The sequence below is a fragment of the Dyadobacter sp. AC419 genome (genome assembly GCF_979253085.1).
In genome coordinates, this window is sequence record NZ_CEEDCD010000027.1 from 309,631 (window position 1) to 333,506 (window position 23,876).

Genomic DNA, 23,876 nt, shown 5'->3' on the forward strand with positions numbered 1-23,876 from the left:
GTTTAAAATAAAACACCCTCGTCGTCTGAACGGGATGGCGGAACATAGGTGTCCGTGCTGTCAGAAGTCACTCCGCCGCATTCGCGCACGTAGTTTTCAGGCTTGTTGAAAGGGCCTTTTCTATATTGAACCAATGTTGGATCGTCATAAACTTTTTTCATAAACATTCCCCAGGCTGGCATCGCAATGCGTCCTCCTTGTCCGTAAGCAATGGTCCGGAAGTGAATGCTGCGATCCTCACCGCCTACCCAGATGCCTGAAACCAAATGCTGTGTCATACCCATGAACCAACCGTCAGAATAGTTTGAAGTCGTTCCCGTTTTGGCAGCGATCTCATTGCCTTCAGTAACGCCATATTGTTTCAGACGGCCAGCAGTTCCACCCGGATCTTCCACCGCTCCGCGCATCAGATACAGCATGTTATAGGCCATATTTTCGCTGATTTCCTGGTTTTGCTTTTGGAAAAACTCCTGTAAAACATTACCATACCGATCCTCAATGCGCAAAATCGTCATCGGTTCGGTTCTGTGACCGCCGTTTGCAAATGCACTGTAAGCGCCAACCATTTCATAAACCGAAACATCACTGATGCCTAGACAAAGGGATGGCACTTCCTGTAATTTGCTCGTTATGCCCAGCTTGTGCGCATACTCGGCAACCGTTTTGGCTTTCACCATTTTGATCAGATAAGCGCTGACCGTATTCACCGATTTACCCAAAGCCTGCCTTAATGACAGCGATTGGTAAGAATATTTGTTATTGGAGTTTTTAGGCGACCATCCGCCCGGCACGCCGTCCGAAGGCCCAAAATAAATCGGCGCGTCCGTTACGTGATCGCAAGGCGTCAAAAAGTTTTTATCCAATGCCGAAACGTAAACGAAAGGCTTGAATGTCGAGCCCGGCTGGCGTGAACCTTGTTTTACGTGGTCATACTTAAAATATTTGAAATTAATGCCGCCTACCCAAGCTTTTACGTGGCCATTTCTCGGGTCCATAGACATCATCCCTGCGCGAAGAAAACGCTTATAATAAGCGATAGAATCGAGCGGGCTCATCGTCACTTCCTTTTCTCCATTCCAGGTAAAAACCTTCATTTTGTAAGGCCTGCGCATGATTTTCCAGGCTTCGTCTTCGCCTAAGTCTCTTTTTAGCGAGATAAAATGTGGTGATCTTCTTGCAGCAGTCATTAAGAAGCCAGGAATTTCCTTTCCATTGTCGTAAGTCCACGGATTTCTGCCTTTCCAATGTTCGTCAAACAGCTTTTGCTGCCCCTTCATATGCTCGGTAAGCGCATCTTCCTGGTAACGCTGCATACGGGAATCAATGGTTGTATAAATCCGTAAACCGCTGGTATACAGATCATAATTCATGTCATGCTCCTCATTATACAGCTTCACCCAGCTTTTCAGATAACCGCGCATGGACTCTCTGAAATAAGGCGCGAGTCCTGTGTTGTGGCTGTCCACGGTGAAGTTCATGCCAAGCGGCTTTTCCTTATATCTTTCAAAATCTTCTCTTGGAATGTATTCGTATTTAGCCATTTGCGCCAAAACCGTGTTTCGGCGGTTCAATGCATTATTTGGAAAACGCAATGGATTGAAAAGTGTTGGATTTTGCAGCATTCCGACGAGCAGCGCAGCCTCGGTAACATTCAGATCCCAGGCTTCTTTGTCAAAATAAGTTTTTGCAGCGACCTTGATCCCGTAAGTGTTGTTACCAAATGAAACTGTGTTGAGATACATTTGCATGATCTCTTGCTTGGTGTATTTTCTTTCCAATATTACTGCCAGCACCCATTCCTTGGTTTTCGCAATGACAATGCGCACCAAAGGAATTTTGCCTAATAGCCCTTCAAACTCCTCTGAACGCGTATTGAAAAGGTTTTTTGCAACCTGCTGAGTTAGTGTACTGCCTCCTCCTGAACTTGAATTTCCAGAAACCACGCCTTTAAAAACGCGCAGCAAACTTCGCGGGTCAATGCCTGAGTGGTTCACAAAACGCGCATCCTCCGTCGCGATCAACGCGTCAATGAGGTTTGGTGAAATCTGCGAAATGTCAATTTGTGTCCGGTTTTCAAAGAAATATTTTCCGAGCGATTTTCCGTCTTCGCTGATCAGTTCTGATGCAAGTTCACTTTTAGGATTTTCAAGTGTTTTAAGATCCGGCATTCCTCCAAAAAGCCAGAAAAAATTGAAGCTAACGGCAACAATGTAAAGTATTAGAAGACCCAGTCCAATTCCGATAAACCGCCAGAGACGGATTATGGTGCGGCGATACTTTCCGGGTTGGAATTCAAGCATATAAACGGAGTTAAGTAATTGGAAACAGACAAATATACGATTTCAGCTAATTATCTCTTTCCCATCGAAAGGGAATTCAGCTCCTGCATCTCTTTGAGGCGAGGCAGGTAAATACTGGAAGGATATAATCTCATAAATTCGGTAATGGCTTGTGTATAAGCATCTTTACCGCGCACTTTTCCGATCAGAAAAACCCGCAGCAAGGCAAATTTATCTTCAATGGCGTGACCTTTATAAGCAGGCAGGTTTTGTTCAATTTCTTCAAGCGCTTTGGCGTAATCGCCTTTGCTGTAAAGCGCATAAGCTGCTTCGTATTCTTTCACCGGATTTCCCACACCCGCCAGGCTCCCTGCCTGATCAGCAGCTTTGCCAACCAGACGTGCATAAGTTGATGTTGGATACTCGTTCAGCAACTTCGCCTTCCACGCATTTTTATCGGTTTCACTTTCGTAAGTCAGATACAATAAATAATAGATCTCTTCCTTGTATTGTGTTTTAGGATAATCGGCTAAAACACGTTCAAATGCTTTAATGGAGCGTTGCTGCTCTTGTAAATCGAATCTGTAAATCTTTCCTAGATTATAAAGAGCATCCTCTTTTCTTTTCTGAGAATCGCCCATCTGGCCTTCTGTAAGCGGAATATTCTGTTTGAGCGATGCATGCAGGGCATCCCACTCAGGCGTTCCTTTTTTCAAACCATTATCCACAACAGCTTCCGTTGCGACAGCGAGAGAATCGGGTGTATTAATGCCGTTGTTTGCTAATGATCGCATTTGACGGCTGCTTCTGCGCCAATCATCTTCGAGTGGCCTGTTTCCCCAGGCTCTCTTGAAATCCAGTTTCCCCTGATTAATCAATGCCGGATCATACAATTCCCATCTGCGTTCATTTCCGTTGATTAACGGATTTTGAATGCTCTGCACATTGGTGTTCTGACTGGCCAGCAATGCTTTTTGAGTTCTGATTTCTTCCGCTTTTCGCTCAGCTTCCTGCGCCTCTATAATTGCATCAATTCGGTTGTCCAATGCGGCAGGATTCAATTGTGCCAGTTTCTGCAAACTGTCTTCTGTGTTGACAACTGTGTATTGTTTTACAAATTCATCGAGCGCCCGCTTTCTTTCCGACACAAGTTTGTATTCTGGTGCCGTCTGCGGCAGGATTGTCAATGCGCTGTCATAATATGCTTTTGAGACCTCAAATTTTTCCAGGGATTCGTAATTGATTCGCGCCAGCTGCAAATAAGTGTAAGCTTTCTGCTCCATATTCGTGCCTTTGGAAGCAGCGGCGGATTTTTGCAGATAACCAATTGCTTCGGGAATTTGCTTTCTGTGTTCAGCCAGCAAGCCCATTGTGAAATAGATTTTATCCCGCAAATCATCATTCTTACGGTCGCGCAGCATTCTTGCAAAACCAACATCGTCCAGATTCTTGTCCGGGTTTAAGACAACATCATTCTGCAACGAATTCATGGAGGAATAAAAGCCCAGGTCATAACTAGGGCGATTCTTGTTTACGCTGCGGTAATGCTTGTTGGCCAATGCATATTGTCCCAAACGGTCATACATTTGAGCAGCCGCAAAATGGATACGTGCGGTTTCTATGGACTTTTTTAGAAGCGGAAATGTTTCTTCAAGAATAGCGACAGAAGTAAGATATTCGCCGTTCTGCTGGTGTAAATAAGCTTTGGTAAGGTAAAATTCGCGAGCCGAAGATTTTTTAAGGGGCTGCTGGCTTAGATATTCGGCAACGCCCAGCGCATTCGAATAGTCTTTATGCATAATGTATGCGCGCATGAGCAGGATCAGCGCATCATTTTTATCATCTTCATCGCGCCCGTTTGCATAAACATAGCGCAGCGCTTCAAGGCCGTCCGCCCATTCGCCCAGATACAAACGCGATTTACCTAAAACAATGTAGCTGTTGTCCATCCACTTGCTGTTCTGATGCTTTTCAGCAACAATCGACGACTTTTTGATGGCATCCTGCAACTGCGGCTTTACCGGCAACGATAAAACAGAGTCTATGGGAAGCAAGATTGGAAGCAATTGATTGTAATCCTCTTTATATGCTTTTTGCATCAGAAACTCAGCCTCGGAAAGGCTTTGTTCGGCCATGAAATAAGCATTATAACGCGCAGAAAGATTGTGAAAACCGATTGCGGCAGGTTTTGTACTGTACTGTGAACAGGACACCATCAAACTGATTAGAGTTAGTGAAAGTGCTGTCCGGCAGATGTAGAGGGCAAAACGGTTGGTCACAAATACGAAGTTAGGGATGTCTTTTGTCTTCTTATGAGCAAATCTAAAACGGTAATTTAAATAATTACGTATCGAAGATAAGGGCATTTGTAAAAATTGAAGCAATTTTGCTGCACGACATCGGGCAATTACATGGAACCAGACAGCAATCAAGCAGGGAAGGACGAACGAAAAAGGGCGCTGAAAAAAGAATCTTCGGGTTTCCTGAAATATTCCGGCATGGCTACGCAGATGCTCGGCACCATCCTGATCTTCACTTATAGTGGCTACAAGCTCGATGAATGGCAGCAAAACGATGTGCCGGTGTGGACGCTTGTGCTTTCGCTCCTCTCCATTGCGGGCTCCTTATATATGCTCATCCGGGGTTTTACAAAAAAATAGATTTTACAAAAAACCGTCAGGCATGTTACGCACCATTGCTGCAACCATCATTATCGGAATTGCATTTTTCCTTGCTCAGCATTTTCACTTCGACAGCTTGCTGCACCCTTATATCTGGTACATTCTGGTCTTCTTTTTCGGGCTTTCGTTTTTTGCGCACCGGCTGATGGAGATCGGGTTTCGAAACAATCGTGAAAAATTCGTCACTTTTTACATTGCCGTCATCGCGGGCAGGATCGTGCTCAGCCTGATCTTCATTGCACTGTTTTTGTTCAAAGGGCTAAGTGATTCATTCTTATTTATAACCAACTTTTTTGCACTCTATTTATTTTATACATGCTTTGAAATATATGGTTTGTATCGTAACTTGCGCCGCAATTGACAAAGCATAGCATTTTAGCATATATGTACACCCATTTGAGACTGTTTTTTACTACTGCGCTGATAGCAGCAACTTGCCTTTTAAATGGTCCAGCTAAGGCGGACGAACCCGTACAGCATGAGGCTGAAAATGTGGTTGAAGGCATTAATAAGCAAGAGCACGAAATTGAACATAATCTTGAAGAGTCAGAGGAAAAGTTCAATATAGGCCAGATGATCATGCACCACATTGCTGATTCTCACGAATGGGAAATTACGCATGGTGTGGTTCTTCCGCTTCCGGTTATCCTTTACTCAGCTGACCGCGGAATTGAAGTTTTCTCATCTTCCAAGTTTCACAATGAACACCACGAGTACAATGGTTATCACCTCGTTCACGGTGATGCCGAAACGATTGTTCCTGTTGACGAGTCGCGCAAAGTTTACGATTTCTCAATAACTAAGAACGTAGCGTCCATGCTTTTGAGCGCTGTTATTCTGATCCTGATCTTCACTAGCATTGCTGGATTTTACAAAAACAGCAAAGGAAAAGCGCCGAAAGGATTTCAATCCGCAATGGAAGTCATTATCCTCTTTATCCGTGACGACGTTGTTAAGCCGAACATCGGCCCGAAATACGAAAAATATCTTCCTTACCTGCTTACATTGTTCTTCTTCATTCTGGTGAACAACATTCTCGGGTTGCTTCCGGGATCGGCTAACGTAACGGGTAACATTGCAGTGACAATGACACTTGCCGTTCTGACATTTATCGTTGTTCACCTGAACGCAAATGGAAACTATTACAAACACCTTGTGAAGCCAGACGGCGTTCCTGTGCCATTGTTGCTGATCATGATTCCTGTTGAGATCGTAGGTGTGTTTATGAAGCCGTTCTCTTTAATGGTCCGGTTGTTCGCCAACATGACAGCAGGTCACATTATCTTGCTAAGCCTTTTCGGTCTGATCTTTATTTTCCAAAGCATTGTAATCGCTCCGGTCATCTCGCTGTTCGCCTTGTTCCTCAACTTTATCGAGATTATGGTTGCGTTTATCCAGGCATTTATCTTTACCCTGTTGTCGTCCATGTACATTGGAAGTGCCATTGAAGAGCACAGCCACGCAGATCACGGACATTGATTGAATCTCTTTTTTATTAATTATATATTTTAAACAAAACACAATTATGTTGTTTCAAATCTTGCTTCAAGCTGCAGAACAAAGTGGTGCTGGTCTAGCTGTATTCGGTGCTGCTATCGGCGCTGGTCTTGCTGCTATTGGTGCTGGTCTTGGTATCGGTAAAATCGGTGGAAGCGCTGTTGAAGGTATCGCTCGTCAGCCAGAAGCTGCTGGTGCTATCCAGACTGCAATGCTTATCATCGCGGCTCTTATCGAGGCGGTTGCGCTTTTCGCAGCAGTTATCTGTCTGCTGATTTCGTTCAAGCTGTAGTAAAAACATTGGACTCCGGTCCTTACTTCTCTTGCATTAGGCGTTGGAAGTAACATTGAAATTCTCGTGGAAGCATTAGGCTTCCACGATTTTTAAGAAATAAAAGAGAGCGGTTCTTACACTCAAAACTCATTATACTATGTCATTGCTTACTCCAAACCCAGGCCTTATTTTCTGGATGCTTGTGGTATTCTTGCTGGTTGTTTTCATTTTGGCAAAATTCGCCTGGAAACCAATCATTAAAGGCCTTAAAGACCGTGAAAACGAAATCCAGGGTGCACTTGATCTTGCTGAAAGAACAAGAGCTGAAATGGTGAAATTGAAATCGGACAACGAAAAATTGATCGCAGAAGCGAATGCAGTGCGTGACCAGATCCTTCGCGATGCGAAAGACGCAGCAGACCGCACAATCCTTGAATCAAAAGACAAGGCAGCTGTTGAAGCTCAAAAAATGATCGAAAGCGCTCGCGAAGCGATTCGTAACGAACAGCAAGTTGCTGTTACGAAGATCAGAAAAGAGGTTGCTACACTTTCACTTGAAATCGCTGAGAAAGTTTTGCACCGCGAATTGAAAGACAAGGAAGCGCAGGAACAATTAATCGCAGAACTTGCTACCTCTGCCCGCTTAAACTAATCAGTCTCTTAAATTAAAATCCAATGTCAGTAAGTATAGTTGCTTCCAGATATGCAAAATCGCTGATTGAGCTGGCGAAAGAACAAGATGTTCTTGAAGCAGTTTATCAGGATATGCTTTTATTTAAGGATACGGCTGAGAAAAACAGGGGCTTAATGCTTGCATTGAAAAGCCCGGTTGTACGTCACGAGAAGAAACTGAATATTTTGAAAGCGCTATTTGAAACGCGTGTCAATTCGGTTTCCTACGCGATTTTCACCATCATTACCAAGAAAAACAGGGAGGCGATCCTTGACGAAATATCAAACGAATTTATCAAAAGCTATAACCTGAACCAGGGAATCCAGAGAGCGACGGTTACCACAACTATCCCGCTTACGGAAGAGCTTCGCAAGCAATTCTCTGACATGGTTACTGCAAAAACCGGCCGCACCGTGCAGCTGGCTGAGAAAATCGATCCGAATCTGATCGGTGGATATGTGCTGAAAATCGATGACCGTCAGATCGACGCATCTTTGAGAAGCCGTTTGAACGAGCTTAAATTACAGTTTGTAAACTGATATTTTTATCTGCATAATTTGGAAGACCCGGCTGCTATGCGGCCAGGTCTTTTTTTATGTCCAAATGTTGCTATACTTTCATTTTTGTAACGTTCTTGAAGCTGATGTCGATCGCTTCCAAAGCCGGGCGCTTCGCTACATCCTGCTCGACGAAGAAATGCTGCAGACCAGCGATTTTGCGCGCGTCAAAGATCTTTTTGAAGTCGATAGAACCGGTTCCCACCTCTGCGAAAGACTGATCGGTTTTGTCCATATCCTTCACGTGCCACAATGGGAAACGGCCCGGATATTTTTTGAACAAATCAACTGGGTCAAGACCTGCTTTTACGATCCAGTACAAATCCAATTCAAGCTTAACCAAGTCAGGATCCGTGCTTGCAATCAAATCGTAAGGAAGCTGGCCGTCCATTTTCTTAAACTCAAAATCGTGGTTGTGGTAACCAAACTGCAAACCTGCTTTCTTGGCAACCTCTCCTGATTTGTTAAACAGGTCAACGTATTTCTTATAATCTTCAATTGACTTTCTTTCTCCGTCCGTCAGATAAGCGCAGTTCACGTATTTCTGTCCGATAGCAGCTGCGTCGTCAACCGCACGTTGCCAGTCGTTGGATAGTGTGCCTTTTTGATCTTTCATCTGAACGCCTGCGCCATAATGTCCGCTTACCGGGTTGAGTCCCAGGCCGTCCAGGATCGCTTTGAATTCTTTTGGTGTTTTTCCAAAAAATTTGCCGTCGTTATATCCAAAAAGCTCAACTTCCTTGTATCCGATCGCCGCAACTTTTTTCAATGTCCCCTCCAAATCCTTCGCAAGGTCTGTCCGTAGCGTGTAAAGCTGCAAACCGATCTTAGAGGATGCCTTAGCCGTCAAATCAAATTTTGAAAGCATAGGAGCTGCCAACATAAAAGCACTCGCTTTCATGAATGATTTCCGTGAAATCTTCTCGTTGTAATTCATTTGTTTTCTGTCGAAAATTGGGGTTGGTTATATTTATTTGGTAATCGTAATTGCTCCTGAATTGGAAAGCTTCGTCTTCATTTCGTCCGTCACTTTCCAGTCTTCCGAAAAGTTTCCGTCGACAATCACATTGGTGGACGAATCTTTAAAGAAAAACAGGTCCTTGAATTCCGGAAGCCTGCGGTGCACAGGAGATATGAACGCAGCATCCTTATTATCCGCGCCAGTCCACCACGGCAAACCGGAGCTTACCGCCACATAATGCTTATCCACAGGGAATATGTAAAAAAGGCCATGTGACTTATCAGCAGCATTCAAATGCACCGGCAGCCGGTCGGCATATTTTGCAATCAGCGAATTGGTTTCTTTTGTCCCGAACAGAATCAAATTGCCATGCTCTATATCGCTTGGCCGCACATTTTTATCAGACAAAGTCCTCGGAAAGAACATGATCCTGCCTACAAATTCACCTCTGTAATAGGACCAGTTCGCGGCCTGCGTGGCAGCGTCTACGCGCTTTTTCAACTCTTCGGGTGAAGGATTGTCAGCAGTGCCATACACGTAAATATGAGGGGTTGAGAATGCTTCGTAAATTGGACCTTCTGCTCCTTTTTTCTTAACCAGGCCTGTCGCAATAGGATTTGTAGCCACTGCCCACACATTATTGTTTTTCACGAATGAAACCGAACTGTCCACTTTCGCCGAAAGCGCTTTTCCATCGATGCTGAACGTTACATTGCTTGCCGCATTAAATTTCGGGTGACCTTTCAGGTTGAATGTAAATGCAGAAAGGTTTTTCGTAGTAATAGTCGCAGCATTGGGTTTGTTCAGATTGGCGTCGATCTCTGCCAGCGTTCCCAGGTTCATCTTATCAAACTGAACCCAGAATGCCTTATTGTATTTGTATTGCTTGCTGACAAACTTCACACGATCCGGAAACGGATTACGCTCCGCGTGGCCGAACCATTCGAAGATAAATTCATTGTCATAGGCACTTACCCAGCTGTCATGTTTGACATCCACAAACTCTTTATAACTCACTTCCACTCCAATATCCTGCAAATGCTGCACCCACTTACGCGTGTCCGCAACAGGAACCACGGGATCTGCATCGCCATGGAAAAAGTGTATAGGGAAATTCAATGCATTGGCTGCCAGATCGAACGTTCCATTCGGCGGTGCAGGGCAAACAGGAGCTATTGCTGCCCATATGTCCGGCCTTGTCAGTCCGAGCCAAAGCGTTCCTCCCCCACCCATGGACAAACCCGTGAGATAGGTTTTATTTTCATCAATTTTAAAGCGCTTTTTTACATCGTCCAACACATCGTAAACGTCCTCTTCCGGGATGCCCTGATAACCTGCTGTTCCTCTTGCAAATGGCGCAGCAACAATGAAATCGACATCTTCCCATTGTGGAAAATAGCGGGTTGCTTCTTTATCTGTCTCGTCCTCTGCATTGCTTTTTCCAAAAACACGACGCAAGTCCAAACGGTGGTTGGAACCAGCGCCATGCAGCATAATTACCAGCGGATATTTTTTATTTTCATCGAAATTCTTGGGAAGATAGAGGCCATATGGCTGCTCGGTGTCGTCGGCGTCTGAGAAGAAAGTCAGGACTTGCGGGCCGGTAGCAAGCTTTTGCGCTTGTAAATTGGTAAAGCCCAGCAGTAAGCCCAGTACAATTAAAACTGCTTGATTCCGGAATTTGACGGTCATTTGATATGATAATTTTCTTGGGCTAAATATAAACTAAATCATAACGACTATTTGCCTAAATGTGCATTTCATTCTTGCTAATGAATGTTAACACAAAAAAAGGCGGATCAGATGATCCGCCTTTTCAAGCATTGTTGTTAAAAGAGCTGCCTGTTAATTGGCAAGTTCTTCTTCTTTCTTACGAACACTGATAACGAGTTGTTCACTGTTCTCTTCGTGATTGGCAACCAGCACATCGCCTTCGCGCAAATCGCCTTTCAATATTTCTTCTGCTACGGGATCTTCAAGATATTTCTGAATCGCCCGGTTCAAAGGACGCGCGCCGTATTGCGGATCGTATCCTTTTTCAGACAAGAAGTCTTTCGCAGCAACTGTCAATTCAATTTCATAACCCAAACCTTTCACGCGGTTAAACAATTTGCCAAGTGAAATGTCGATAATGCGGTGCAGATCTTCGCGTTGAAGCGAGTTGAACACAATCACATCATCCAAACGGTTTAGGAATTCAGGAGAAAATGCTTTACGAAGCGCACTTTGAATGGTGCCTTTCATAATATCGTCCTGATTTTCTGTTTTCGCTTTTGTAGAGAAACCAATTCCAGATCCGAAATCTTTCAAATCACGTGCTCCAATGTTAGAAGTCATGATAATGATCGTGTTTCTGAAATCGACTCTGCGACCAAGACCGTCTGTAAGGATCCCATCGTCAAGCACTTGCAAAAGAATGTTGAAAACATCCGGGTGCGCTTTTTCGATCTCATCCAGAAGGACTACACTGTAAGGCTTCCGTCTGATTTTCTCAGTCAGCTGACCACCTTCTTCATAACCCACATATCCCGGAGGCGCTCCTACCAGACGCGATACGCTGAATTTCTCCATGTATTCACTCATATCGATCCGCACCAAAGAATCATCTTTGTCAAACAAATATGTTGAAAGCACTTTAGCAAGCTCGGTTTTACCTACACCAGTTGGTCCAAGGAAAATGAATGAACCGATTGGTTTTTTCGGATCTTTCAAACCAACCCTTGTACGCTGAATCGCTTTTACAAGCTTTTCGATCGGTGGGTTTTGACCAATTACTTTGGCTTTCAATTCGTCGGCCATGTTGAGCAATTTCTTGCCTTCATCCATCGAGACGTTCGTTACAGGAATTCCGGTCATCATAGCAACCACTTCGGCTACATTATGCTCAGTTACAGTGTAACGTTTTTGTTTTGTTTCTTCTTCCCAAGCCAGTTTCGCACGCTCTAATTGATCGATCAATTTTTTCTCACGATCTCTTAATTGAGCTGCTTCTTCGTATTTCTGGCTTTTAACAACCCTGTTCTTTTCTTGCTTGATATTTTCAATCTGCTCTTCAAGAACAAGAATGTCTTCCGGAACTGTAATGTTGCTGATGTGAACTCTTGCTCCTACTTCATCCAAAACGTCAATCGCCTTATCCGGCAAGAAACGGTCTGTAATGTATCTTTCAGAAAGCTTAACCGCTGTGCTGATCGATTCAGGCGTATAATTCACGTGGTGGTGATCTTCATATTTATCCTTAATGTTTTCAAGGATTTGAATGGTTTCTTCGATTGAAGTTGCATCCACCATCACCATTTGGAAACGACGTGCTAATGCACCATCTTTTTCAATATACTGGCGATATTCGTCTAATGTCGTCGCACCGATACACTGGATTTCTCCACGTGACAATGCCGGCTTGAACATGTTTGAAGCATCCAGAGAACCGGAAGCACCACCTGCGCCAACGATTGTATGCAGCTCATCAATGAACAGGATCACATCCGGAGATTTTTCCAATTCATTCATTACTGCCTTCATTCTTTCTTCAAACTGTCCCCGGTATTTTGTTCCAGCAACTAATGATGCAAGATCAAGTGTAACAACGCGTTTTCCGAAAAGCACACGTGACACTTTTTTCTGAACAATTCTTAGTGCAAGACCTTCTGCGATTGCAGTTTTACCTACACCCGGCTCACCGATAAGGATCGGGTTATTCTTTTTACGACGGCTAAGGATTTGGGCAACACGCTCGATTTCTTTTTCACGTCCAACGATCGGATCCAATTTACCAACCTCGGCCATTTTGGTCAGGTCGCGTCCAAAGTTATCCAACACAGGAGTCCGTGATTTCTCTGCTCCTTTTGATTCTTTTCCAGATGCAGAGCCGCTTCCTCCTCCGAACATGCCTCCTCTTGCCTCATCATCTCCGTCTTCGGTCTCCGGCCCCATGTGAGGTTTGGATCCTGATGATTGATATTCTAACATTTCCTTGATGACTTCGTAGTTAACATTAAATTTATGCAGAATCTGGGTGCCTACATTGTCTTCGTCGCGCAAAATCGAAAGCAGCAAATGCTCTGTTCCGATCAAATTACTCTTAAATATTTTGGCTTCCAGATAAGTAATTTTTAAAACTTTCTCTGACTGTCTGGTCAGGGGTATATTTTGTAAATTCTTAACGTTGTTGGTCGCTGCTCCTTTTGTTGCCTGCTCAATGGTTTGTCGTACATCATCCAGAGAAACGCCCAGCTTTTTCAATAAGCCAATCGCCACTCCGTCTCCCTCACGAATCATCCCCAGCAACAAATGCTCCGCTCCAATGTAATCATGACCGAGGCGAAGTGCTTCTTCCCTGCTCATCGTGATTACCTCTTTCACTCTATTCGAAAATTTTGCTTCCATTGTGTAGCAATAAAAAGTGTTTTAATATTCTAAACGCTACTTGATCCTCGTTTGTTCAAAATAGCTTTATTGAAACTTACAGGATCTTAACAAAACACTCTTTGCCTCAGGACCCATGTTAAATAGCAGATCAATAATACTTAAGTTACTTACAAAATCATTCCCGAAGGTTTGATAATAAGGGATTGGCTGATAATATTCAGTAGGAATATGGCTTTTCCTGTTGTTAATAAGGGAAATAGCATTCGTTACTTGACTTTCCTCCTCAACCGAACCTGACAAATTGTACTGTAACTCCTTTTTGACTCCTCCCAATCTAAGACAAATTGTCAATAATTCATAATTCAAATCAACGAGATATGCTAGTTTCTTGTCATAAATCTCCAAAAAATAAGGGGCATAAAACTCGTAGAACGGGGATTTTCCGTAAGCTGATTTCAGACAGCCCAGATGACGCCGCATCCAGTCCTGGCTGTAGTCAATCTTAATATCTTTTGTGGGGGTGGCTGCCTCGTACTTTTTGACCGGAACCGTTAACAAATCAACCTTATTGGCAGTAAGTACACTGCATCTGTTGCGATAGCTCTGCTTGACATATCGCTCTTCAATGTCGATGAAAATGCGGTCGTGACTTAGTAAACAGGTAAAATACGCTAAACTAGGTAAATACTGTAATTCGATCCGCAAATCAGTCCGCTCATCATCTTTAATTAAAATTTCTGACACTATCAAATATGGTAAAGGCTTATGATATTATCAAAAAATTCATAATAAATATTTTGTATGGGTGGCAATGTACAATGCGAACTTAAATCATTACAATTTCGCACTATAAAAACAAACTTACGTCTCCAAGTCCCTCGCGGATGATCTCGAAACCGCCACTGTCCGATTTAATGATCGTCGATGCAACATTGCCTCCGTAACCGCCATCCACAACCATATCCACCTGGTGCTGAAACTTCTCGTAAATCAGCTCAGGATCAGTTGAATACTCGATAATTTCATCGTCATCCTTAATCGACGTAGTAACGATCGGATTACCTAATTCTTTTACAATCAGGCGCGGAATCATGTTATCAGGAACGCGAATCCCGACGCTTTTTTTGTTCGTATTAAGCAATTTTGGGACGTTGCTGGTGGCTTCGAGAATGAATGTGTAAGGTCCGGGCAGCACCTTCTTCATAATTTTGAAAGCCGAATTGTCAACGCGGGCATAATCCGCAATGTGACTCAAATCGTAGCAAATGAAGGAAAAGTCGTTTTTCTGTGGCTTGATGCCTTTGATCCTGGCAATTTTTTCGACGGCCCGGGAATTGTAAATGTCGCAGCCCAATCCGTAAACTGTGTCGGTTGGATAAATGACCAGACCACCATTCCGGAGCACATCAACGACCTGTCGGATTCTCCTTTCGTCAGGATTTTGGGGGTAAATTTTTATGAACTCAGCAGGCATAGGCAATAGCAAATTTTTAGATTAACAATTCTAAAAGCTAAATCCTTCCTGTCCAAGTGCTTTTTTTAAATTTTTGATATAAAATCGATAGGCAAAATTAACCGGAAGGTGCATTCTGCACATGAAAACGATCAGCTCCGTTTGCCATCCCGGGTTTTCAATGTAATTGAGCAACACCCGAAAACGCACCGCCAGCTCAAATTCCTGTGCATACCAGCATTTCCTGATAAATGTCCGGATGCGTGCCGCCAGCAAGTCAAATTCCCGCTGGTCGCGGTTGAGGTCGTAGGCTTTGTTGCAAACTGTATAATAGGAAGCGAGCATGCCGCTGCCTTTTTTGTAAACCATGGAAGAAAGTGACGAAGGAACGATCCGCTTTTTGGTAAGCACTTCATCCAGATAAAAATATTTGAACCTGGCAGCCGACCGCACCCAAAAATCAAAATCTTCAAATGTCAGCGACTCGTCATATCCGCCCATTTCAAGCAATGCTTCTGTCCGCATGATCATGGTCGGTGTGCAGATGAAATATTTTTCCAGAACATTCTTGTAAACATCACCGGAAGGCACTGCTATCGCAGCTTTCCCAGCTTTATCAATCAGATAATGACTGTCTAAATCTTTGCCGGCAATGTTAATGTAAAGCGCATTGGTAAAAACAACTGCATATTCATCCGGAAGCTGCTCAAACGCTTCAACCTGTTTCTCAATGCGCTCAGGCAGCAGCACATCATCGCCGGAGAGGTCGATGACGTATTTTCCTTTGGCAACTGCAAGCCCTTTATTAAATGCTTTGCAAAGCCCGGAATTGAACCTGTTTTTGATTACTAAAAATTGATTTGAAGCTGATTTTAAATCTTCAATCACAACCAGCGTATTATCAGTGCTGGCATTGTCGATAACAATCAGTTCAATGTTGGTGTAAGTTTGCTGAAAGACCGAATGAAGTGTTTCTTCAATGTATTTTTCCTGATTATAAGCTGTCAGGATAACAGTTACCAATGGCTTTTCCTTCTCTTTCATTTCAACACGCAGTATCGCAATTCCAGTCTTGCAGCCTGGTTTTTTGCAATTTTTATGGTGGCTGCCAGTCACAAAACTAACAACATTCAACTCAGGTAAGAGAAGTTGTTAGTTTGCGGTAAATCGCTGCTTAGGGACCACTTTGCCCTTTGCTGCCGCTGCAATTCCATCATTGATCTCAAATCCGAGAATGATCACAAAGGCGAGTAAATAAAGCCAGATCATTAACGCGATCATCGTTCCGATAGAGCCGTAAAGCTTGTTATAGGAGCTAAATCTGGACAAATAATAAGAAAAACCGTAAGTCGCCGCGAGTATTAAAACGGATGCAATGACTGCACCGGCATTGATGAAGGAAAACTGCCTGCCGTGAGACGGCGCGAACCTGTAAATAAGCGAAATCGTCAGCATCAGCGACCCGAAACTGATCAGATAACGCGTGATATTCAGCAGATTGATCATCCACGTGTCCTGCAAAATATTCCAGTCGCTTAGAATGTTCATGACCGCATCGCCGACGATCAGCAGAATGACGGACAGGAAAAGTACGAGGATCAGCAGCAATGTTAAGAGTGTTGCAATGCCCCGCAATTTCAGAAAACCCCTCGTTTCAATGTCGTCGTAAACCATGTCGAACGAGCGCATCAGCGACATCATTCCATTGGTGGAGGCAATCATTGCAAAGATAAAACCGAACGAAAGTACGCCTTTCCGGGGCCTGCTGATAATATCCATGATGGTCTGGTCTGCATCTTCGTAAATGCCGCTTGGAATGTTTTCGCGCAGCAGCTCCATAATCTGCTGATCCAGATGCTCAATGGGAATGTAAGGAATGAGTGTAAAAAGGAAAATGACAGCAGGAAAAGAGGCAAGCGTCAGACTGTAAGCAACTGCCGACGCGCGCTGATCGATGTCATATTTCCGGTTGCTGCGGACCAGATTAACCAGAATGTCATACAAGGAAACTGTGTTGCCAATATAAACCTTACGCTGCAACCAGACAATAATACGCTTGACATGACGGTTTCCTAACAGTTTTTCAAGCATAGGCAAAATAATTAAATGTCGAAATACGGTTTGAGCTTGTTGAGCAGCTTTTCCGGTGCCACGCACAATTTCCCGTTGTCACGGCGCTGAAAAACGAGCGTCGTCTCGCCGGTGTTCAGCAGGACTTCATCCTGATTGCGTATTTCATACTGAAAAATGACCCTTATCCCCGGCATTTGCTGCAATGTAACACGGATTGACAACTCATCGTCGTAACGGGCGGGTTTCAAATAACGTGAATGGTTTTCATAAACCGGCATCATTACGCCTTCGTCTTCCATTACTTTGTAGTGAAAATCCAGGCTCCGAAGCGCCTCAACGCGCCCTATCTCATAATATCGGGCGTAATTTCCGTAATATACATAACCCATCTGATCCGTATCTGCATAACGGACCCGGACGCCCTTCACTTCGTAAACAAACATTATTTCATTATTTTGAGTCGGTTCAATTCAGCCTGATACATGCGTGCATTATTCAAGTGATCTGCATAATTGGTCGCAAACGCGTGATAACCCGACAGGTCCGCTTTGGCACACATATATACATAATCGTGCTTGTCATAATTGAGCACCGCATTCAGGGAATTGAGGTCGGCAACGCGGATCGGGCCCGGAGGCAAACCCACATTAACGTAAGTATTATAAGGCGATTTTATCAAAAGCTGACCATTCAAAATGCGTTTGATAGCAAAATCCTGTAACGCAAATTTGATCGTTGGATCGGCTTGCAGCGGCATCTGCGCATTCAAACGGTTAATGTATAATCCAGCGACTTTCGGTCTTTCATCCACTTTTCTCGCTTGCTCTTCTTCTACAATGGATGCCAGAATAGAAACTTGTACAGGCGTCAGTCCAATCGATTTGGCTTTGGCAACGCGTTCGTCTGTCCAATATTTTTTGTATTCGCTGTGCATCCGGTCCAGAAACTTTTCTGTGCCCGTTGTCCAGTAAATTTCATAAGTGTTTGGCAGGAACATGGATACAATCGTGAGCGTATCCAAACCATATTTGTTACAAACCTTCGGATCGCTGAGCGCTTTTCTGAAATTTGCTTCGCCGAACTCAAAACGGCTTCCTATGCGCGTAATGAGGTCTTCTTTAAGCCTTATATTGTTAAAAGTCAGTTTTACAGCGTCCTGACTTCCGGCTGCAAGTTTTTTAACAACCTGATAATTGTTTGAATTAGGCTTGATAACATATCTTCCCGGCTTCACTTTTTCAGGATATTTCAAAAGTTTGGCCAAAAACTGAAAGGAGATATGATCATTGATTACCTCATACTTATTCAGCGAATCCAGGACATTCTGATAAGTGCCTCCTTCCGGGATCAGCAATGCAAAGTTTGACTGCTTTTCGACAAGCAAATTGGGCGTTTTGAAAATCTGCCAGAAATAAAATGTAAATGTTGTTGTAAGGATTGCGATCGTAATAAACAATCCTACTTTAAAATTACGCGACATAAGTTACATGGCTATCAGCTTCCGGCGGGCAGCCGTCGGCTTTTTGTTCTTTAAATGTTATAGATTAACCTCAAATGGAATTCCAAATCTTTTTGCAAGCTCATCCAGAGACACAACAACTGGTTCCAGCAAATGAATTCCGTTTACGCCGCGATCAGCCTCGCTTTCACGTTCCGGATCGCCGGGGATAAGCACTTTCTGGCCCTCCACTGCCCGTGCGCCGCGGAATGCTTTGATCCATTTGTCCATATCCTGTTTGAATTCTTCGGCAGGACGAAAGCCGTCAACACGCATGGCACCCAGAAAATGTCCGGTTCCCAATCCAACTCCCTGCTGCGCTGTCATAAATCCGGCTGTTGCAAATGGCGGAACCCACGGCCCGAAATTAGCACCCGAAAGCACGCCCGAGAAAATGTCGACAATGGCGCCGAGTCCGTAACCTTTATGGCTGCCGTGCTCTCTATCCGAACCCAAAGGCAACAAACCGCCTCCGCTTTTTACGGCATTGGAATCCGTTGTTGCATTGCCTTCCGCATCCTGCGCCCAACCCAGCGGTGCAGGCAAACCCTTGCGCTGCAAAATTTCAAACTTCCCATAAGCCACGGCTGTCGAAGCAAAATCAGCTACAAAAGCTGGCTCTTCCAATGCTGGCACAGCAACAGCTATCGGATTGGTTCCGAGCAATTTATCCAAAGAAAAAGTAGGCGTTACCAATGGTGCAGCATTCGTCATTGTCCAGCCGATCATGTCTTTTTCCAATGCAAGCATCGCATGATAACCGGCAATGCCGAAGTGGTTTGAGTTACGAACCGAGACCCAACCGGAACCAACCTTCTCCGCTTTTTCCATGGCGATCTCCATTGCTTTCGGCGCAACCACAAGGCCTAATCCTCTATCACCGTCCACCACCGCTGTGCTGGGCGTTTCATAAACGACTTTGACCTCCGGTTTCGGATTCAATCGGCCATGATCATACAAGCGAACGTAACCTGCCAGTCTGGCGATGCCGTGCGAATCCACGCCCCGCAAATCTGCACTTACCAAAACCGTCGCAGCCAGCCTGGCCTCTTCTGCTGAACATCCTATGGCAATGAAAACTTCTTCCGTAAAATGTTTTAAATAGCTGGCCTGATACATATACGTCAAATGAGTGAACTTCTTTTTAATTTTACCCGCATGCTGCTGATCAGCACCCGGAATGCTGCAAATATCCTAATTCAATTGGCATCGTCCAATATTTCATAAAAATCTGTTCACCGCAACACATTTCTCCGCAAGCAAACGGAGATCACCATCATGGAAGGTAAAAATGGTCTCATTAAACGCATTGTAAGATATTTTATCCGCGGTCTCGTGCTTGTGGTGCCCATATATGCAACGGCACTTATCATATGGACAGGCGTCGAATATCTGGATAACATCATTTCCGTTGACATTCCGATTTCCAACAACCAATATGTTTATCTCCCCGGCCTCGGAATCCTGCTGATCCTTCTGTTCATCATTTTTCTTGGCTTTTTCTTCTCGACGGTCGTTCCACAATCGTTTTTCAGGTTTACGGAGCGCATTATGCGGCGCATTCCGCTGGTGAGCCTGATTTATTATTCTGTCAAAGACCTTATTCTCGCATTTGTTGGTGACAAAAAGAAATTTAATCAGCCCGTGCTGGTGACCATGTATCAGGAAACGCAGATCAAAAAGATAGGCTTCATCACGCAAACCGATCTCGGACATCTGAACATTGCGGGGCATGTGGCAGTTTACATGCCGCTCTCCTACTCCTTGTCCGGCGAGCTCTTCATTGTGCCTTGCGAGCACGTTTCGGTGCTCGATGCAAGTGCGACAGACGTGATGAAAATGCTGATTTCTGGCGGTGTTTCAGTGAAAGTTCCGCGAGAGGAAACGGCTGAGGAAGATTAATTTACACTTAAAATATGGGCAACAATGCAACACTTTTGCCCGTTTAAAAGAATGATTCCCTATATTTGAACCATTCTTTTAATGCTATGAGACAACTCTTCTATATTGTCGTTTTTATACTCACAGGGAGTTTCCAAGCATGGTCCCAGGACCATTATGACGCCAAAAAAGCACTTTCCAGCGAAGAACTTTTCCTTAAAAATGGCAGCGCAAACCGCGTAATCGCCTCACCCGGACAAAAATATCTTGTACTCGACGCGTCGCCCGCAATCGGCGGCTTTCACAGATATCGCTTTTTCCCCGGCGACAACATTAAGTTCCGGATGCACAATGAAACCATTCGCTTCAACGAAACCATTGCAAGCGTGACAGATTCATCATTCAGCATTGCGATTATTAATGAAGCAGTAGGCCGGATGGATTACCAGGAAATTCTTTTGAAAGACATCAGGCTCATGAAAGTTTCGCGCCGTATCCCATTCATTTCGCAGTTAGCGCCATTGCTTCCGCTTGCCGGACTGATCTACATTGGCGCCGACTTTTTTAACAAAGGAATTGATAATAAAAGATATACAACCGATGCTTCGTCGCTGGTCGTTGGCGGAGCGTTTATGGCAGCAGGTTTTGTTTGTTACAAACTGACATTCTCTTCACTTTAAGATCAATGGCAGGAACAAATTGAAAGTCCTCGAAACCTATTAATACGAACAATGCCCCAAAGGCCAAGTTGCCTTTGCTTTCCCTAATCTGATTTTTGAAGTGAAATCCATTCTAGTACACCCACCCAAACAATCCATACGCGCAGAAATAAGACTGGCAGCATCGAAAAGTGAATGCAACCGCGCGCTGATCATCAATGCATTAACAGGTTTTCAATGCGAGCTTTCCAATATTTCCGAAGCCCGCGACTCGCAAACCATGCTGAGACTGCTTGATTCGCCAGATGTCATCGCCGACGTGATCGATGCCGGCACCACTATGCGGTTTCTGACTGCTTATTTTGCTGTTACAAATCAGAACAAAATCATGACCGGCACGCCACGCATGTGTGAAAGGCCGATTGGCATTCTGGTGGACGCATTGCGGATTTTGGGTGCAGACATTGAATATCAGCAGGAAACAGGTTATCCGCCATTAAAACTGAATGGTTTTTCTTACTCGGGCACAAATGAAATTGTGATGCGCGGCGACGTAAGCAGCCAGTATATTTCTGCTTTGCTGCTTATTGCGCCGAGTTTGCCAAGCGGTTTGAAAATAAATCTGGAAGGGGAAGTTGGATCGAAGCCTTACATTGAAATGACGCTTAACCAAATGGCGCATTTTGGCATTGAATACAAGGCAGATTGGCAGGCAAACACGATTATCGTTCCGCCATTCAAATATCAGCCGCATCCTTATGCGATTGAATCGGACTGGTCTGGCGCGAGTTACTGGTATAGCATTGTGGCATTAGCCGAAGATGCAGAAGTTGAGCTCCTGGGTTTGAAAAAAGATTCATTGCAGGGCGATAGTGCCATTGTTCAGATTATGGAACATTTGGGCGTTGCAAGTGTATTCACCGAACGCGGTGTGCTGTTGACCAAAACCACGCCCGCAGCTTCCATAGGCTGGGATTTTACAGATTGTCCGGATCTGGCCCAAACCGTGGCCGTTTGTTGCGCTGTAAAAGGAATTCGCCTGTCACTAACCGGCATTGAAAGCTTGAAAATTAAAGAGACGGACCGTGTTTTTGCATTACAACAGGAGTTGCAAAAATTAGGCGCAACGCTTAAAGAAGTTGAAAAAGACCATCTTTACGAAGTTAGCCGCATTCCGGATTTTGAACAAAAAGAAACGCCGTCCATTCATACTTACGACGATCACCGGATGGCGATGGCCTTCGCACCGGCTGGAATGGTTGCACCAATTACAATTGAAGAACCGGGTGTTGTAGTTAAATCCTATCCGGGTTACTGGAAAGATCTTTCCGTTGTCACAACCTGGGAAGAAGTCTGATTTGCTTCAATTTACACACTGACTTATGGAAATGCTTGCTTCGTTCTTTGCCGCGATCCCAGTTTGGGTTTATATCCTGATTGTCCCCATTGCCATTGCAATCCGGGACGTTTTGCAGCGGAAGCACACCATTCAGCATAACTTTCCATTGGTCGGCCACTTTCGTTACATGCTCGAAACGATCGGTCCGGAGTTGCGGCAATACATCGTTGCCAGTAATCGGGAGGAATTGCCGTTCAATCGCCGCCAGCGTTCGTGGATTTACGCTTCTTCCAAAAAAGAAAACAATTATCAGGGTTTTGGGACCGACCAGAATATGCAAGAGCCGGGATATGTGTTCATAAAACCTGCTATGCTGCCTTTTAAGCTGGATGCAACGCATAATCACCATGTAAAAAACGGCAACGATCCGCATCATTACACCATTCCGTCGGCCAAGATTATCGGTGAATTTCATAACAGAAAAAGACCCTATCGCCCGCGTTCGGTCGTGAACGTTAGTGCCATGAGCTTCGGCTCGCTCTCCTCACGTGCCATTGAGTCTTTGAACAAAGGCTCATTTCAATTCGGGAATTATCACAACACCGGCGAAGGTGGATTGTCGCCTTATCACAAGTTTGGCGCGGATGTGGTTTTCAATATGGGCACCTCCTATTTTGGCGTGCGGGATGACGAAGGGAATTTTGTCATGGAAAAGCTGGTGAAAATGACGCAGGAAAACCCAGCCGTGCGCATGATCGAACTCAAACTTTCGCAGGGCGCAAAACCGGGAAAAGGCGGCGTGCTGCCAGCCAGTAAAATCACCGCCGAAATTTCTGAGATCCGCGGCGTGCCCATTGGAAAAGATGTGGTCTCGCCTCCTTATCACAGCGCATTCTCCGACATCAAAAGCATGGTCGATTTCATCGAATCCATGGCTGCGGAAACCGGCTTGCCAGTTGGCATAAAATCGGCAGTTGGCAAAACCGACATGTGGGAAGAACTGGCCAATCTGATGGCTGAGACTGGAAAAGGACCCGATTTCATTACAATTGACGGAGGCGAAGGCGGCACGGGAGCGGCACCGCCCTCATTTGCAGACCACGTTTCGTTACCGCTTGTTTTTGCTTTCAGCACGGTTTACAAGATTTTCCAAAAAAGAAATCTCACGGATAAAGTTACATTCATCGCATCCGGCAAGCTCGGCCTTCCCGCGCAGGCAGCGATGGCATTTGCTATGGGCGCCGACATTATCAATGTAGCGCGCGAAGCAATGATGTCCATCGGTTGCATTCAGGCGCAAATTTGTCATACAAACCGCTGCCCGACCGGCATAGCAACAAATAACAAATGGCTCGAAGCAGGCATTGATCCTGCACTGAAAAGTGAGCGTTTCAACAGTTATATGAGCACGCTGGCGAAGGAAATTATCGAGATTACCCACGCGACCGGCTACGAGCATCCCTGCCAGTTTGGAATGAACGACATTGACATTTCCATGGGCGACCACAACCGCACGATCACATTGGCCGACAATTATGGTTATCTGAAAACCATAGTTCCGTATGCGGGCATAAAACCGTTACTGGATTGCCAGCATCTGGGCGGAAGAAAAAGCAAATAATTTCACATATTTGTTTAAAACAAAGCATATGGAAACTTATGCTGCCGGCGTTGGTTTGTTAT

General features: G+C 44.6%; 22 protein-coding genes. 10 read left to right on the forward strand and 12 right to left on the reverse strand.

Translation table 11 applies throughout. The features are described from left to right. Nucleotides 1-2: 2 nt before the first annotated feature. Nucleotides 3-2,300: a transglycosylase domain-containing protein gene (locus AC0IYG_RS26320; RefSeq protein WP_471714080.1), complete on the reverse strand. Its 2,298-nt coding sequence runs from the start codon at nucleotides 2,298-2,300 to the stop codon at nucleotides 3-5. A 50-nt stretch (nucleotides 2,301-2,350) separates the two neighbouring features. Beyond that, the gene (gene porW, locus AC0IYG_RS26325; protein WP_471714081.1) at nucleotides 2,351-4,495 is read right to left on the reverse strand and encodes a type IX secretion system periplasmic lipoprotein PorW/SprE; all 2,145 of its coding nucleotides are present in this window, start codon (nucleotides 4,493-4,495) and stop codon (nucleotides 2,351-2,353) included. Nucleotides 4,496-4,690: 195 nt separating this feature from the next. Between porW and AC0IYG_RS26330 the strand changes: the two genes are divergently transcribed. From AC0IYG_RS26330 to atpH, 6 genes are all read left to right on the forward strand, one after another. Continuing rightward, nucleotides 4,691-4,939, forward strand: coding sequence for an AtpZ/AtpI family protein (locus tag AC0IYG_RS26330; protein WP_471714082.1), 249 nt, complete (start codon nucleotides 4,691-4,693; stop codon nucleotides 4,937-4,939). 22 nt (nucleotides 4,940-4,961) lie between these two features. Continuing rightward, nucleotides 4,962-5,321, forward strand: a complete 360-nt coding sequence (locus tag AC0IYG_RS26335) for a hypothetical protein (protein WP_471714083.1) — start codon at nucleotides 4,962-4,964, stop codon at nucleotides 5,319-5,321. 23 nt (nucleotides 5,322-5,344) lie between these two features. Then, complete coding sequence (gene atpB / locus AC0IYG_RS26340; protein WP_471714084.1) at nucleotides 5,345-6,439, forward strand: F0F1 ATP synthase subunit A; 1,095 nt, start codon at nucleotides 5,345-5,347, stop codon at nucleotides 6,437-6,439. Nucleotides 6,440-6,485: 46 nt separating this feature from the next. Then, on the forward strand, nucleotides 6,486-6,749 hold the full coding sequence (gene atpE / locus AC0IYG_RS26345) for an ATP synthase F0 subunit C (protein ID WP_471714085.1): 264 nt from the start codon (nucleotides 6,486-6,488) through the stop codon (nucleotides 6,747-6,749). Nucleotides 6,750-6,888: 139 nt separating this feature from the next. Then, the gene (gene atpF / locus AC0IYG_RS26350) at nucleotides 6,889-7,383 is read left to right on the forward strand and encodes a F0F1 ATP synthase subunit B (protein ID WP_471714086.1); all 495 of its coding nucleotides are present in this window, start codon (nucleotides 6,889-6,891) and stop codon (nucleotides 7,381-7,383) included. Between the two features lie 23 nt (nucleotides 7,384-7,406). Next, the gene (gene atpH / locus AC0IYG_RS26355; RefSeq protein WP_471714087.1) at nucleotides 7,407-7,943 is read left to right on the forward strand and encodes an ATP synthase F1 subunit delta; all 537 of its coding nucleotides are present in this window, start codon (nucleotides 7,407-7,409) and stop codon (nucleotides 7,941-7,943) included. Nucleotides 7,944-8,013: 70 nt separating this feature from the next. Here the strand turns inward: atpH and AC0IYG_RS26360 are convergent, their stop codons facing one another. The 10 genes from AC0IYG_RS26360 to AC0IYG_RS26405 form a co-directional block, all read right to left on the reverse strand. Further along, a complete protein-coding gene (locus tag AC0IYG_RS26360; RefSeq protein WP_233795724.1) occupies nucleotides 8,014-8,898 on the reverse strand; it encodes a sugar phosphate isomerase/epimerase family protein in 885 nt (294 codons plus the stop codon). A 33-nt stretch (nucleotides 8,899-8,931) separates the two neighbouring features. Continuing rightward, nucleotides 8,932-10,614 carry a carboxylesterase family protein gene (locus tag AC0IYG_RS26365; protein WP_471714088.1) on the reverse strand — a complete coding sequence of 561 codons (1,683 nt, stop codon included), beginning with the start codon at nucleotides 10,612-10,614 and terminating at the stop codon, nucleotides 8,932-8,934. Between the two features lie 153 nt (nucleotides 10,615-10,767). Further along, nucleotides 10,768-13,308, reverse strand: coding sequence for an ATP-dependent Clp protease ATP-binding subunit (locus AC0IYG_RS26370; RefSeq protein ID WP_471714089.1), 2,541 nt, complete (start codon nucleotides 13,306-13,308; stop codon nucleotides 10,768-10,770). 66 nt (nucleotides 13,309-13,374) lie between these two features. Beyond that, complete coding sequence (locus AC0IYG_RS26375; RefSeq protein WP_471714090.1) at nucleotides 13,375-14,034, reverse strand: WbqC family protein; 660 nt, start codon at nucleotides 14,032-14,034, stop codon at nucleotides 13,375-13,377. Nucleotides 14,035-14,137: 103 nt separating this feature from the next. Next, complete coding sequence (locus AC0IYG_RS26380; protein ID WP_471714091.1) at nucleotides 14,138-14,764, reverse strand: L-threonylcarbamoyladenylate synthase; 627 nt, start codon at nucleotides 14,762-14,764, stop codon at nucleotides 14,138-14,140. 30 nt (nucleotides 14,765-14,794) lie between these two features. Beyond that, the gene (locus tag AC0IYG_RS26385) at nucleotides 14,795-15,787 is read right to left on the reverse strand and encodes a glycosyltransferase (RefSeq protein WP_471714092.1); all 993 of its coding nucleotides are present in this window, start codon (nucleotides 15,785-15,787) and stop codon (nucleotides 14,795-14,797) included. A gap of 108 nt (nucleotides 15,788-15,895) precedes the next feature. Further along, complete coding sequence (locus AC0IYG_RS26390; protein ID WP_471714093.1) at nucleotides 15,896-16,834, reverse strand: YihY/virulence factor BrkB family protein; 939 nt, start codon at nucleotides 16,832-16,834, stop codon at nucleotides 15,896-15,898. 11 nt (nucleotides 16,835-16,845) lie between these two features. Next, the gene (locus AC0IYG_RS26395) at nucleotides 16,846-17,259 is read right to left on the reverse strand and encodes an acyl-CoA thioesterase (RefSeq protein ID WP_471714094.1); all 414 of its coding nucleotides are present in this window, start codon (nucleotides 17,257-17,259) and stop codon (nucleotides 16,846-16,848) included. Further along, the gene (gene mltG / locus AC0IYG_RS26400; RefSeq protein WP_471714095.1) at nucleotides 17,259-18,296 is read right to left on the reverse strand and encodes an endolytic transglycosylase MltG; all 1,038 of its coding nucleotides are present in this window, start codon (nucleotides 18,294-18,296) and stop codon (nucleotides 17,259-17,261) included. Before mltG ends, AC0IYG_RS26395 begins: the two co-directional genes overlap by 1 nt. Nucleotides 18,297-18,353: 57 nt before the next feature. Then, nucleotides 18,354-19,433, reverse strand: coding sequence for an Ldh family oxidoreductase (locus AC0IYG_RS26405; RefSeq protein ID WP_471714096.1), 1,080 nt, complete (start codon nucleotides 19,431-19,433; stop codon nucleotides 18,354-18,356). Nucleotides 19,434-19,592: 159 nt separating this feature from the next. On the opposite strand from AC0IYG_RS26405, the gene AC0IYG_RS26410 reads away from it, so the two are divergent. The 4 genes from AC0IYG_RS26410 (at nucleotide 19,593) to AC0IYG_RS26425 (ending at nucleotide 23,814) form a co-directional block, all read left to right on the forward strand. Then, entirely contained in the window at nucleotides 19,593-20,216 is a 624-nt protein-coding gene (locus tag AC0IYG_RS26410) for a DUF502 domain-containing protein (protein ID WP_471714097.1), read from the forward strand. Between the two features lie 86 nt (nucleotides 20,217-20,302). Beyond that, nucleotides 20,303-20,875 (forward strand): hypothetical protein, encoded by a 573-nt coding sequence (locus AC0IYG_RS26415; RefSeq protein WP_471714098.1) that lies wholly within the window; start codon nucleotides 20,303-20,305, stop codon nucleotides 20,873-20,875. A 100-nt stretch (nucleotides 20,876-20,975) separates the two neighbouring features. Then, entirely contained in the window at nucleotides 20,976-22,211 is a 1,236-nt protein-coding gene (locus AC0IYG_RS26420) for a 3-phosphoshikimate 1-carboxyvinyltransferase (RefSeq protein ID WP_471714099.1), read from the forward strand. A gap of 25 nt (nucleotides 22,212-22,236) precedes the next feature. Continuing rightward, entirely contained in the window at nucleotides 22,237-23,814 is a 1,578-nt protein-coding gene (locus AC0IYG_RS26425) for an FMN-binding glutamate synthase family protein (protein ID WP_471714100.1), read from the forward strand. Nucleotides 23,815-23,876: the final 62 nt, after the last annotated feature.